Source organism: Acinetobacter sp. CAU_H_29a_1, from assembly GCF_058599505.1.
Window position 1 is genome coordinate 1 of sequence record NZ_JBZUJB010000002.1, and the last position, 13,020, is coordinate 13,020.

Below are 13,020 nucleotides of genomic sequence, written 5' to 3' on the forward strand. Positions count from 1 at the left end.
CAAAGAGTGGCAGAGCAGAAAAATTAAGTTAATCCCTTTATCTCGAAACTGGGTAAATTTATATATGGAAGGAATCTTTCCAAAGAATATGTATTCGAATTGGTTACGTCATTTTGATATGAATTTTTTGATGTATGCAGAAGAAAAAGAAGAAAAAGAAAAAAAAGAAGAAAAAAAAGAAGAAAAAAAAGAAGAAAAAACTGCTTTAGCATTCCATTTAATACAGGCTCTTTATGGTCATGATCAACGTGACCGAGAGGCTTTTCATCCGCATTCTTCACTTATTCCGAATGTCTATGTACAGCAAGCCCGCCAGCAATTGCAAGATAATGTCAAATTTTTATCGATTAAACACTTAGAGCGAAAATAGTTGTATGCAAAAAATCAAAGAACTAATAAAACCGCAACTAGATGATCTATTTGTTGATATTCATAAATTGGTGAAAAAGTCGCTAGATAGACAGCCTTCTTCACCTGAAGTATTGACGAAAGACATGCAGCAAAAACTTGATCAGCAGATCGCTGAAAAATGGCATGACATTAAAGATAGTGTTGATTGTTTGAGTCAAAAGTTGAGCCGAGACGAACAATCAAAACTGATGCAATTAACTGAAGATGAATTTAATAAAAGAAGGAGGCAATTCAACCAGAATGTAGATAAAAAATCATACAGAATTAAGCTAAATCCACATACGAAACGGATAGTACTGCCTAGAAAAATTGAAAGTACAGAGTCACGATTAGAACAGGGGCATCTACATATTTTGGTAGTCAAGGAATTAAGGCAGTATTGGCAAGATTCATTTGAATATTGGGATGAACCGAAGTACTTATGGGGAAATTTATGCTTAAGTTTTATATATATTTCAGGCTGTGCAGATGAACAGCATTTGATTACTATTCAGAAACAATTGCAGGATGCCATTGAGCTTGGTACAGATCTGAATTGTTTTCGGTTATACCATTCTGATTATCAAAAGATCACTAATCCATTGTTACTACATTATCGTGTTGAAAACTCTCAATATGGCAACGATGTAGAACAGGGAAAGTTGTACAAATGGAAACATGTTTTTTTTAACCCATATGCGCAGTTCATTTTACAATATTTAAAAAAGTTGAAAGCCACTCAGAAAGAATTTCGTCTGCAACATTCAGTTGAAGATTGTATTTTAGAAAGCTTGAGTAAGATAGGCAGGAAAAAAAGTCTTGGGGATCTGCAATATCAAATTAAACGCCGTGGATTTCGTGCATTTAATGATGTGCAAATGGTACTCGAATTTAATCCAAACCTTAGCCTAGATATATTTTTGAGTAATGTGCTTCAGCAAGAGATTAATACTGTCGCTTTAAGGCCATCCGAATTTAGATTGCTGTGGAATAATGATTACAATCAAGTCACAGAACAAGAGAGTCGCCCTATTCATTTTGAACAAGAGCAGTTACTTCCGGAAGTTCCGACTGCTCAAAGCAAATTACAAACGATTCCGTATGAGTTGATGTTGTTTGATCAAAAGAAACGTAAAGGTCAAAAAGTTGAGCGTTTAGATAAAAAGAGGAATAAAGAAGAACGCACGCTACGTTTTTGGCAAGAAACCAGAAGGGTGTTAGAGGAGAAGATAGTTGATGCTAATACGGAGGAAAAGTCTTTAATTGATGCTCAACTACGCTTAATTCACTGGTTAATGCATTTAAAAAAACGAGGGCTTCAATTATCAACTATTGAAAGCTACTTAGGATCGTTTGGTAAAGAATTTATATTTGAGATTTGGCTCAATAAATTAGATTTAAAGCAACAATCCATTGATGATTATGAGGATTTATATCGGCAGCTATTGAAATACAGCAGTGAACGTGATGAAAAAGCAGTTCAACGAGATTCGGTGAAAGGAAAAACCTCTCGTAAGATGCACCAAAGCGCAGAATACCGTTTTGGTCGCCTAAAAGATTTTCATCAATTCTGTATAGAGAATTATGATGCTCCAGGGGTATTGGTGTTACAGAATTCAAGTTTTAAGCATTTACAAATTTGCAATGCACGGCTAGTGAGTCCTTTGCTATTTGGCAAATTATTGGAAAAACTAGAAAATTTAAGTCAAGAGCCAACGGCATCAGAGTGGGTCGATCATCTGAGTTGTTTAAAGCTGATGTATTTACTAAGTTATAGAACTGGACTTCGATTAAATGAAGTTCGTTGTCTTAAAATACAAGATATTATTTGCCCAGAGTTACTTTGTAAAGAAAAAGAAAATACAGCTTTTAATAATATCACGCTTCATATTCAGAACAATTCATATCGCCGTCTGAAAACGCAAAGTGCAAATCGTCAAATACCTTTGAAAATTGCATTGTCAGAACATGAGTTTTTAGTAGTACAACGTTACATACAACATCGTTATGAGCAATATTTGGTTAATCAGCAGGATGATCTACTTTTTAGTGTGAATCATCGTGTATTAACTGATCAATGTATCAGCAAAATTACAGTAGATTTGTTTAGTCAAATATTAGGTATGCATCATGGCTTTAGTTTTCATACATTACGCCACAGTGCTGCTAACTATCTAGCAATAACTTTGCTCGGTTCAAAAGAAATGATCAAGACCTACACAGATTGTCCTTGGGTAAAAGCAAAAAAGATGAGGGATTTATTGTTTGGTATGAAAGCACGTGCTCAAGAAGAGATTATTCAACATAAATGGCAGGTGCTCGCCTCTTGGATGGGGCATAGCAGTATTGAGCAAACGGCTTCAAATTACCTTCATGTTTTGGATTTATTAGCAGTCGATCGAATTTATAATTCGCCGTGTATCATTTCAAAAAAAGTATTAGAACAGTGTTTTAGTCCAGTGAAGTCAAGTACAGACTACATAAACCTAAATCGTTATACTCAGCAGCAGAAATGGTTTAATTCTTATCAGCAAACACAGCCAGTTACGATTGCTGGCCGACAAGAAAAGAAGTTTAGTATCGAGAAGAGTAATCTGACACCTTTTCAACGTTTGATAAGTTTTAGAGAAGGTCGTTTAAGCGAAGATACTCAAGCTCAAGAATGGATGCAACGATGTCAATGGATGAGCAATAAATGGATGGATCGCCAAAAATTTAATTTAAAAACGAATTATGTTTATAGTAAGAATTTAGAAGAGAGTTGGTTTGATGAACTTTACGAAAAGGCTAAAAAACTGACTCGTCAAGATGAAATAATTCCTCTCCTTGATTTTCATTATAAAGATGATAGGCAGCAAGATGCACTGAAAGAAAAGAACATGTTTAAGGCGCTTAAAATATTATTATTACTTGGAAAACTGCGTAAGAATTTTCTACATTTTCAATGCCGAATGAAAGGTGATGAGCAACAAATTGTTAATTTTATTACTGGTATAGAGCCAATGTTAGGAGATCATCTGTATTTAGAAAAACAAAACTACCCAGTTAATTTGGGTGCTCCTGAGCGAACCGTTAAATTTAGTTTTCAAAGAGTTGTCGGTTCTAACAAAAAAAATGTTACTCCGCTGGTTATATTTAATTTAATGTTAAAAATGATGCAAGAAGATGAACTCTGGATCAAATAGCCTAAGCATCTTAAAAAGGGGAAATTTAAAAGCTTTAGCATCACAGTTTCGTCACTGGATTTTAGACACTAGTGTAAATTGGTAAATCGCTGAGCTAAAGTGTTGTAGTCCAAACTCGATATGACAGTTACCCATTTTATAGTGTGCCTGTCAGGTTAAATTTGAGCTAAATTATTCTCAGCCCAAATCCGCTTCCAATCAAATAATGATTCAAGTGGCGTGCCGCCTCTGCTCAATCTAATTCACAGTACCTAAAACAGGTATCAACTTCGGCCCAGCCATTCTCGCTTTGCTAATGATATCCACCAGCTCATAATAAGTCAGTTCAAACTTATCATCACTATCAAAAACATAAACCATGTTCTTGCCTTCATGTTCTTGCGGAGTAGGTGGTACAAATCGTTTCGGGATTAGGAGTTGAGTAATTTGTTCGTCAGTTAATTTAAATAAGTGCATGTTTTTATCCTACTCTAGGTAAGTCAGACCATTTTGTTAAATACGATGGTGATCTAAGGTTTTGATTCATGTGCCATGAGGCTTCTTGATTGTTGGCAATGCCTAGCGTAACGAGATTCTTCCCAAACCGTTCACTGATGGCTTCAATAACATCTGAAAGTTTTTCGCGCTCTTGCTTATGCGAATAGTCCGTGAATAGATCAGGCACAAATTTGGATTTATCCTTAATTTCTAAAAGTACGATTCCTGCCTTTTTATACTTAAAACCCTTCTTAAATATCTGATCGATACCTTTCATTGCAGCCTTGGTGATAAGTAACCAGTCGTCTGTATGCTCATGCATCTGAACTACGGTGTATGGAGTGTAACGCTCAGTCTTATCAAATCGACTGGTTTGAATATAAACCCCAATCATCTTGCAGATTGAGCCATCATCACGCATTCGCTTTACTGCTCTGGCTACATAGAGTCGCACCGAAGCCTTTAGATCATCCACTTCATACACAGGGCTGCCATATGAACGGCTGCTGATAATCTGCTTTTTGGCTACTGCATCATCAGTCAGGTCGATACAAGACAAACCCTGTAACTCAAGTACTGTCTTTTCCATGACGATGCTGAATTGCTTTTTAATTTCTTTAGGATTGGCGTTAATCAGATCTAGAACAGACTGGATGCCCATAGCATTGAGTTTCTTGCAGTTCTGCCTGCCGACTCCCCAAACATCAGATACATCGACTTGCGCCAGTAAAGTCTCAGCAGAGCACTGGTCCATATGAACTAAATTACACACGCCACCAAAATACTTGTTCTTCTTGGCTAAATGATTGGCAATCTTGGCTTCAGTTTTAGAGCGACCGATTCCAATACAGCAGGGTAGGCCTAACCATTGGAATGCTTTAGTTCTCATATCTTGCGCATATTCTGTCAGGTCAAATAAGTGCTCATACGTTGTGAGCTTTAGGAAGCATTCGTCAATTGAATAGACTTCTTGCTCTCCAGGTGCAACATAACTCCCGAGAAGCTCCATAAAGCGTCTGGACATTTCACCATACAGAGAGAAATTACTCGAGAGAACCTGAATGTTATGTTGTTTGATCAAATCCTGAATCTGAAATACAGGAACCCCCATCTTTATACCTAAGTCTTTTGCTTCTTGGCTTCTTGCCACGGCACAGCCATCGTTGTTGCTGAGCACAATGGTTGGGCAATCATTTAGGGCAGGGTTAAACACACGTTCACACGAGACGTAGCAATTATTCACGTCAACTAACGCAAATATCTCATTTTCACTTTTCATTTTTATTCTTCTTTTTATGAACGGTGATGAATACGTTTTAAATTAAAAGTCACTACACCCCAAATAGATATTGTCTGACTGTCGTTGGGAATGATGTGATTGTATCTAGGATTCTCAGCTTTTAACCAAAGGTCTGGAAGAGGGTAGTCTTCATCTCCGAAAATCTCTTTGATTTCAGACTTAGACATCTTGCTTGTAATCATTAACCGCTTAATTGTCGAAGCACTATTATCAATTAATGCAATTACGATATCGTAGTGCTTTGCTTCTATACTGCGATCAACAATGATCGGATCATTAATCTCAAAACCTGCATCAAGCATCGATTCACTGTCTACGTAAGCGATAAATGTAGAAATAGGGTTATGAATAAGGAATTCATTCAGATCGAGTGCTTTATCTTGTTCATCCTTGATACTAAATGCAGGACCAGCAGGAATGCGCTCTAAAGAGACTGGAATTGAGACTTTGGATTTGGGTAGTACTGCGGTTAACCCTAATTTCTCAACAAGTTCATTTTGAACAGCGATTTGCTCTAGAACTGTATTGATGGTAGGGCTTGGCTTACCCTCTGGACCCATGAGCTCTTGCAAAGATGACCATGCGTCATCAGAGAAGTAGATAGGCAACTTCTTAGACATGTGATACTCCTACGCTACAGTGGCGTGTTTGGAAGTAGAATTTGTCTAAATATGATATTACTAACAGGGATTAAAATTCAAATTTAAAAAGTTGTGGATAAACAAGGAGAAGTCAAAATAAGTCGTTTTGTTTCTGCTCATCGCGTGGAAAAGTGAACCGTACCGGGTTTGTCGGAGACTAACTTTCTTGAGAGAATGTTCCGATGAAAAAACCTAAATATACCCCTGAAATCAGAGATAGAGCGGTTCAATTATTGATTGAATCCGAAAAAGATTATCCATCGAATTGGGCTGCAATCACAGCTATTGCACCCAAGATTGGTTGTACTCCTGAAACACTTCGTGCCTGGCATCAAAAGCATTTAGATCAGCAAAATCCTATTAAAGTACAACAGATATATGATCAAGAAAAAATGAAGCAAATGGAACGTGAAATTAAAGAATTAAAGCGTGCCAATGAAATTCTACGTAAAGCAGCCGCTTTTTTCGCCCAGGCGGAGCTCGACCGCCCACACAAATAATGGTGGATTTCATCCATAACAATAAAGACTTATATGGTGTTGATGCGATTTGTAGGATTTTACCGATCGCAGCTTCAACCTATTACCGGACTCTAGATCTCTGCGATGAGAAGCATTGCTTCGCAAGGGAACATCGAGCGAAACGAGATCTACATGATGAGCATCATGCTGAGCAAATCAAACGAATTTGGAAAGAAAGTTCAGGTCGATATGGTGTGCGTAAGGTCTGGCAACAATTGAAACGTGAAGGTTATGTTATTGCACGTTGTACAGTTGCTCGATTGATGCAGAAGCTAGGTATACAAGGTGTTTGGCGTGGTAAGAATAAACAAACCACCCGTAGCCGAGATGATCAAAAAAGAGCAGATGATTTAGTGAAACGTAATTTTAGTGCTGATCATCCAGATCAGCTGTGGGTTGCTGACTTTACGTATATTCAAACTCATTCAGGCTGGGTCTATACCGCCTTTATTATTGATGTGTTTTCACGAGCAATTGTTGGATGGAAAGTATCTACACGAATGAATACAGATATGGTGCTCGATGCATTGGAGCAAGCATTGCACGATCGAGGCATGCCAAAGAATGTGATTCATCATTCCGACAGGGGTGTTCAATATCTTTCCATTCGCTATACCAATCGTTTAGAAGCAGCAAATTTACGAGCATCAGTCGGTACGACTGGTGATTCATACGATAATGCTTTGGCTGAAACAGTGAATGGCTTATACAAAACAGAGGTGATTGAATATTGGCTTTGTTGCACAAACCTATCTGTAAAGGGTTTTTCAGCGATATAATTTTCAAATGAAGAAGCCTACACACAAAATCTACCGCACAACCAATTGGCCCGCATATAACCGAGCACTCATGAGTCGCGGAAATATTGCCATTTGGTTTGATCCTGCTACGCAATGGTATGCGCCATCAAAAGGCAAACAAGGGCGAAATCAAACCTACTCCGACGCAGCCATCCAATGCTGCTTAATGATTAAATCCTTATTCCGTCTGTCTTTACGTATGGTCACTGGCTTTGTGCAAAGTCTGATTAAACTTTGCGGATTAAATTGGATAGCTCCAGATTACACCACGCTTTGTAGAAGACAAAAGCATATTGATATTGTAATCAGCTACCAAAAAAGTAGCGATGGGCTGCATCTACTCATGGACTCTACAGGCATGAAGTTTCTAGGTGAGGGCGAATGGAAACGCAAGAAACATGGACCTGAATATCGTCGCCAATGGCGTAAACTTCATATTGGTATAGATGCTAAAACCCTAAAAATACGAGCAGTTCAGCTTACAACCAATAATGTCAGTGATTCACAGGTGCTTGGTGATTTACTTAATCAGATTCCACAAGATGAGCAGATTAACTCTGTTTATACCGATGGAGCTTATGACACCAAGCAATGCCGTCAGGTCATTGCAGATCGGCAAGGGCATGCGGTGATTCCACCTAGAAAAAATGCGAAACAATGGAAAGATACAAAGAGTAGCTCGCTAGAGCGAAATGAATTACTTCGAACAATTAAACGTTTAGGCAGGACACTATGGAAAAAATGGTCAGGCTATCATCGTCGAAGTTTGGTTGAAACTAAGATGCATTGCATCAAATTATTAGGAGATAAACTCAGTGCAAGGAGTTTTGATAGCCAAGTGAATGAGATCCATGCACGTGTAGCAGTCCTTAACAGATTTACGGAATTAGGTCGACCACTTACCCAAGTTACGCCTTAAATTTGGCTCAATTAGGGGCGCTTTGCATTTCAAATCTTTGTGCAACAAAGCCGTTCCGAGAGAGACTATAAGGCTTTTTTATGAAATATAATTTTCTTTTATCAAAAAAATAAATATAACTATTAAAAAAACTTGATTATTTTTCTTTTTACTGTATATTTAACTCAACTAGAAAAAAAGTCTCGTTTCGGTAAATCTTCCTTAAGTATCGCAGTTTTAGTCATAATCCTTCGTTTTTTAGATTTTAAGTTTCATTCTTTATTATTTTCCAAGTTATAATCGGTCAATATAATGACTAAAAATTATTAAAAATCAGTAGGATATATTATGTCAAACTCAAATGTTGTTAAAGGTACTGTTAAGTGGTTCAACGAAACTAAAGGTTTTGGTTTCATTCAACAAGAATCAGGTCCAGACGTTTTTGCTCATTTCAGCGAAATCGCAAGTTCAGGTTTCAAAACCTTAATGGAAGGCCAGCAAGTTGAATTCAGTGTAGCTCAAGGTCAAAAAGGACCGAATGCTGTAAATATTGTTGCTATCTAAGTAATAATAGACAGTAATAAAAAGCACTCATGAGTGCTTTTTTTATACTTCAAAATTTGTTTTAAAATTAAAATTTTTCTAAAAAATAGGATGTAATTTGTTGAAATTAAGTAATTTAATTGCAAAATCTAAAAATGGTACTGAAATTATTGTTTCATTAATTCCTCTTCATAAAATGCAAAATACACGTCAAGGTTCAAAAAAAATCGAAGTAGGTAAAAGAGTCCTTCTTTCATCTGGAATCGAGGTTGATTTAAATTTGGATGGCCGTACATTTTACACTTCTTTAAATCAGCTATTTAAATTAAGTCATAAAGTTGCTTAGAGCCAACATCAACAAGTATTAAGAATTGGGGTAGATTTCTACCACTATAATTTTATTAAGGGGATATATATGTTTAAACAGACTCTCAACGTAAAAGACCAGTTTGGGGTTAAACAAGCTATTCAAGCAACAGTAGATCATCATTTTGCCGATACGCAATCTCACTCAAATATAAGACATATCACCGTTGATGGAGAAGATATTCGACCTAGTTTTGAAATGTTTTTTCAAAGTACTGTAAGTGGAAAAATTTTTAAAATTTTATAGATAGTATTTTAAAACCAATACGATACGCATTGTAAGAAACGAGAGCTAATAGCTCTCAGGTCATCCCCCTAAAAATAATTGAGTTTAAAAGTAGAAAATACAAATATTCTCAAATGATCTCTATTTTTTGGAAAAACATATCAAGTTTGTTTATAAAAAAGCCGATATATTTCTGTTATTCACCAATTAAAATGTCTATGCGATAAACCATTTAAAATGTCCTATAAAAAATGAGCTGATTAATTATCATATTCGGCTCTTGTTATGAGCCGAATAAGTGCTATATTCAACTCATCTGAAATTTTAGATGAGCGATTGAAAATGCAGAAATGGATTTGGCAAGCAGAAAACTGGACAAATTCTACATGGCTAGATTCAGTTATCTTACCTAAAACCAGACAGATACATCAAAAAATAGGGATTATTCTGGGGCAAAGTCAGCATGATTTAGCAAAAGAGCAATTCACCCTAGATACTCTGCTTGCCAATATTGTTGCTTCATCTGCGATTGAAAACGAAACGATCAATGTTTTTTCACTACGATCATCTCTAGCTCAACGCTTAGGTGTCACACTTGAACAGCCTTATACAAGCTCAGATCGATCAGAAGGTTTAGCCAATATCATGCTAGATGCGCTTAACGATGTTAAGCAACCATTGACTGTTAATCGTCTCATGCAGTGGCATCGTTGGCTTTTCAATGACCCAGATTGGACAATGCACCGTTTACGCATTGGTCAACTTAGGGGGGCAGAGCCTATGCAGGTCGTTTCAGGTCGATTGGACTATCCTAAAGTGCATTTTGAAGCACCGCCAAGACAAGGCTTAGAAGAACGCTTAAATGCCTTCATAGATTGGTTTAATCAAAGTCTAAATGATTCATTGCTTGATCCTCTGTTACGTGCAGGTATTACCCATTTATGGTTTGTTACCCTACATCCTTTTGATGATGGTAATGGACGTATTACACGTACACTTACAGACCTTTCTTTAGCTCAAATGGATGAACAGAGCATTCGTTTATATGCTATGTCTACTGCGATATTGAATAAACGTAAAAGTTACTATGAGATATTAGAACAAACTCAAAAAAATGATTCTGATATCACCGATTGGCTAGTTTGGTTTTTAGATACATTGAATGATAGCCTTGAAAAAACCTTAGCGCAGATAAGTCGAACATTGTTTAAAAGTCAGTTTTGGCATAAATATTCAAATTTAGCCTTGAGTGAAGAACAGCGCAAAGTTCTAAATCGTTTATTAGACGGTGGAGAAAATGGCTTTGAACATGGTATTAGCGCTTCACAATATCAAAAGGTTGCTAAAATTAGTAAGGCAACAGCTACTCGCCATTTATCAGACTTACTTGAGAAAAAATGTATCGTCAAATTGGAAGGTGGGGGACGTAATACACGCTATCAGATCAATACTCAGTTATAGAAATTTAAGCCATAAAAAAAACCCGACATCCTGTCGGGCTTTTTCATATCGGGTTGCTAGTCTTACTGATCTCGTGCTGCCCATTCCTTGCGCTATTTTCTTATTCTTGTTTTCTAGAAACATCCAGTTCCCTTATGTATTCATCATAGGATTAATGCGTTGAATTACCAATCCGCAAAAACCTTAAATCTGTGTAAGTTTTAGCTTACAAAGTTGGCCTATTTTATCCCAAGAGTTGTCCGCAGAAATTGGGGATTATTTCTGAACTGTGACCCTTGAGAAATCAGGAAAAAATGCAAAAACGAATGTTTTTTGATCAATTTTATTGGCTAAAAGTTACAGTTTTGCTTAAAAAGAAACCGACTTGTTTCCAAGTCGGTTGAACGAGAACGTTCCAGAGGGTATGAATAACGATAAGATACTGATCTTAAAGTAATATTAAAAACACGTTTCGTATAAGAGATTTATGTTAAATCAGTTGGCTATAAATTTTCAAAAATATCCTTAGTTTAATATTTTAATAAGCAAGTAAAGGGTAAGATAGGATTGAAAATATTAAATTTCTGTAGGAAATTTAAATTAAAAGAAACGGGAGTTAATAGTATGAGTCAAGACCCTAAAAAATGTCCTGTTACCCACCTGACTACTGAAGCTGGTGCCCCTGTGGTCGACAATCAGAACAGTATGACGGCAGGTGCGCGTGGACCTTTACTTGCCCAGGATTTATGGCTGAATGAAAAACTGGCCAACTTTGTCCGTGAAGTGATTCCAGAGCGTCGTATGCATGCCAAAGGTTCAGGTGCTTTCGGTACCTTTACCGTGACCAATGATATTACCCAATATAGCCGCGCTAAAATTTTCTCTGAAGTCGGCAAAAAAACCGAAATGTTTGCGCGTTTCTCAACGGTGGCGGGTGAACGTGGTGCGGCCGATGCAGAACGTGATATTCGCGGTTTTGCCCTGAAATTCTATACTGAAGAAGGCAACTGGGATCTAGTTGGCAACAATACTCCGGTATTTTTCCTACGGGATGCCCGCAAGTTCCCTGACCTGAATAAAGCAGTCAAACGTGACCCGAAAACCAACAAGCGCAGTGCCACCAATAACTGGGATTTCTGGACATTATTGCCTGAAGCCTTGCATCAGGTGACCATTGTCATGTCGGATCGCGGTATTCCTGCTGGCTACCGTCATATGCATGGTTTTGGCAGCCATACCTTCAGTTTTATCAATGCCCAAAATGAACGCTTCTGGGTGAAATTCCATATGCGTACCCAGCAAGGCATCCAGAACCTGACCGATGCTGAAGCAGCAGACTTGATTGCCAAAGACCGTGAAAGCAGCCAGACCGACCTGTTTGATGCCATCGAACGTGGCGACTATCCAAAATGGAAAATGTACGTTCAAGTCATGCCAGAACTGGAAGCCGAAACAGTGCCTTATCATCCATTTGACCTGACCAAAGTCTGGCCGAAGGGCGATTATCCACTGATTGAAGTCGGTGAATTTGAGCTGAACCGCAATCCGGAAAACTATTTCCAGGATGTAGAACAGGCAGCCTTTGCACCTAGTAATCTTGTACCGGGCATCAGCTACTCACCGGACCGTATGTTACAGGCACGTTTAGTGAACTATGCCGACGCAGCGCGTTACCGTGTTGGTGTAAATCATTCACAGGTTCCGGTCAATGCTGCACGCTGCCCTGTAAACTCTAATCGTCGTGATGGTCAGGGCCGCATGGATGGCAACTATGGTTCATTGCCACATTATGAACCGAACAGTTTTAACCAGTGGCAGGAACAACCTCAGTTTAAAGAACCAGCATTAAAGATTACCGGTGATGCTGATTTCTGGGACTTCCGTGAAGATGACAATGATTACTTCAGCCAGCCACGTGCCCTGTTCAATTTGATGAATGATGAGCAGAAACAGGCCCTGTTTAATAACACGGCCGCAGCGATGGGTGATGCGCTAGATTTCATCAAATACCGTCATATCCGCAACTGTTATGCTTGCGATCCAGCTTATGGGCAAGGCGTTGCTAAGGCCTTAGGTATGACTGTAGCAGATGCTCAAGCGGCACGTGAAACAGATCCTGCTAAAGGTTTGCAAAGTTTTCTTTAATGTGGAAATTTGATTTAGATAGTTAATAAAAAAGCCCGACAGGATGTCGGGCTTTTTTATTCTCTATTTTTTAGATTAAGCTTGTAAA

Annotated in this window: 10 protein-coding genes, 2 pseudogenes and 1 other annotated feature; of the genes and pseudogenes, 9 read left to right on the forward strand and 3 right to left on the reverse strand. The window is 37.9% G+C overall.

Going from position 1 to position 13,020, the window contains the following annotated elements:
• Nucleotide 1: 1 nt before the first annotated feature.
• Together AC4MDD_RS18045 and AC4MDD_RS18050 are read left to right on the forward strand one after the other, a co-directional pair.
• Nucleotides 2–370, forward strand: a pseudogene (locus tag AC4MDD_RS18045) (hypothetical protein); the annotation flags it as partial.
• A 4-nt stretch (nucleotides 371–374) separates the two neighbouring features.
• Complete coding sequence (locus AC4MDD_RS18050; RefSeq protein WP_314340329.1) at nucleotides 375–3,575, forward strand: tyrosine-type recombinase/integrase; 3,201 nt, start codon at nucleotides 375–377, stop codon at nucleotides 3,573–3,575.
• A 237-nt stretch (nucleotides 3,576–3,812) separates the two neighbouring features.
• On the opposite strand, the gene AC4MDD_RS18055 is transcribed toward AC4MDD_RS18050, so the two are convergent.
• The 3 genes from AC4MDD_RS18055 to AC4MDD_RS18065 are packed head-to-tail and all read right to left on the reverse strand — an operon-like array spanning nucleotide 3,813 to nucleotide 5,972.
• A complete protein-coding gene (locus AC4MDD_RS18055; protein WP_000550046.1) occupies nucleotides 3,813–4,031 on the reverse strand; it encodes a hypothetical protein in 219 nt (72 codons plus the stop codon).
• Nucleotides 4,032–4,035: 4 nt separating this feature from the next.
• Complete coding sequence (locus AC4MDD_RS18060) at nucleotides 4,036–5,331, reverse strand: Y-family DNA polymerase (protein WP_000834353.1); 1,296 nt, start codon at nucleotides 5,329–5,331, stop codon at nucleotides 4,036–4,038.
• A 14-nt stretch (nucleotides 5,332–5,345) separates the two neighbouring features.
• Complete coding sequence (locus AC4MDD_RS18065) at nucleotides 5,346–5,972, reverse strand: LexA family protein (protein ID WP_004637145.1); 627 nt, start codon at nucleotides 5,970–5,972, stop codon at nucleotides 5,346–5,348.
• Nucleotides 5,973–6,175: 203 nt separating this feature from the next.
• Between AC4MDD_RS18065 and AC4MDD_RS18070 the strand changes: the two are divergent.
• From AC4MDD_RS18070 to AC4MDD_RS18100, 7 genes and pseudogenes are all read left to right on the forward strand, one after another.
• A pseudogene (locus tag AC4MDD_RS18070) lies at nucleotides 6,176–7,245 on the forward strand (IS3 family transposase); the annotation flags it as partial.
• Nucleotides 6,451–6,567: a sequence feature (AL1L pseudoknot), on the forward strand. (Overlaps the previous pseudogene by 117 nt.)
• A gap of 55 nt (nucleotides 7,246–7,300) precedes the next feature.
• A complete protein-coding gene (locus AC4MDD_RS18075) occupies nucleotides 7,301–8,233 on the forward strand; it encodes an IS5 family transposase (protein WP_491882642.1) in 933 nt (310 codons plus the stop codon).
• A 327-nt stretch (nucleotides 8,234–8,560) separates the two neighbouring features.
• Nucleotides 8,561–8,776 (forward strand): cold-shock protein, encoded by a 216-nt coding sequence (locus tag AC4MDD_RS18080; protein ID WP_004637138.1) that lies wholly within the window; start codon nucleotides 8,561–8,563, stop codon nucleotides 8,774–8,776.
• Nucleotides 8,777–8,873: 97 nt separating this feature from the next.
• Nucleotides 8,874–9,101, forward strand: a complete 228-nt coding sequence (locus AC4MDD_RS18085) for a hypothetical protein (RefSeq protein ID WP_004637137.1) — start codon at nucleotides 8,874–8,876, stop codon at nucleotides 9,099–9,101.
• 69 nt (nucleotides 9,102–9,170) lie between these two features.
• Nucleotides 9,171–9,368 carry a hypothetical protein gene (locus AC4MDD_RS18090; RefSeq protein ID WP_004637135.1) on the forward strand — a complete coding sequence of 66 codons (198 nt, stop codon included), beginning with the start codon at nucleotides 9,171–9,173 and terminating at the stop codon, nucleotides 9,366–9,368.
• Between the two features lie 321 nt (nucleotides 9,369–9,689).
• A complete protein-coding gene (locus AC4MDD_RS18095; RefSeq protein ID WP_151707541.1) occupies nucleotides 9,690–10,808 on the forward strand; it encodes a Fic family protein in 1,119 nt (372 codons plus the stop codon).
• A 603-nt stretch (nucleotides 10,809–11,411) separates the two neighbouring features.
• A complete protein-coding gene (locus AC4MDD_RS18100; RefSeq protein WP_151707540.1) occupies nucleotides 11,412–12,932 on the forward strand; it encodes a catalase in 1,521 nt (506 codons plus the stop codon).
• The last annotated feature ends 88 nt before the right edge of the window (nucleotides 12,933–13,020 follow it).

Excerpts from the sequence above, each read along its gene's own strand:
- AC4MDD_RS18050 (WP_314340329.1), top strand. The coding sequence starts at position 375 with ATGCAAAAAATCAAAGAACTAATAAAACCGCAACTAGATGATCTATTT.
- AC4MDD_RS18055 (WP_000550046.1), bottom strand. The coding sequence starts at position 4,031 with ATGCACTTATTTAAATTAACTGACGAACAAATTACTCAACTCCTAATC.
- AC4MDD_RS18060 (WP_000834353.1), bottom strand. The coding sequence starts at position 5,331 with ATGAAAAGTGAAAATGAGATATTTGCGTTAGTTGACGTGAATAATTGC.
- AC4MDD_RS18065 (WP_004637145.1), bottom strand. The coding sequence starts at position 5,972 with ATGTCTAAGAAGTTGCCTATCTACTTCTCTGATGACGCATGGTCATCT.
- AC4MDD_RS18075 (WP_491882642.1), top strand. The coding sequence starts at position 7,301 with ATGAAGAAGCCTACACACAAAATCTACCGCACAACCAATTGGCCCGCA.
- AC4MDD_RS18080 (WP_004637138.1), top strand. The coding sequence starts at position 8,561 with ATGTCAAACTCAAATGTTGTTAAAGGTACTGTTAAGTGGTTCAACGAA.
- AC4MDD_RS18090 (WP_004637135.1), top strand. The coding sequence starts at position 9,171 with ATGTTTAAACAGACTCTCAACGTAAAAGACCAGTTTGGGGTTAAACAA.
- AC4MDD_RS18095 (WP_151707541.1), top strand. The coding sequence starts at position 9,690 with ATGCAGAAATGGATTTGGCAAGCAGAAAACTGGACAAATTCTACATGG.
- AC4MDD_RS18100 (WP_151707540.1), top strand. The coding sequence starts at position 11,412 with ATGAGTCAAGACCCTAAAAAATGTCCTGTTACCCACCTGACTACTGAA.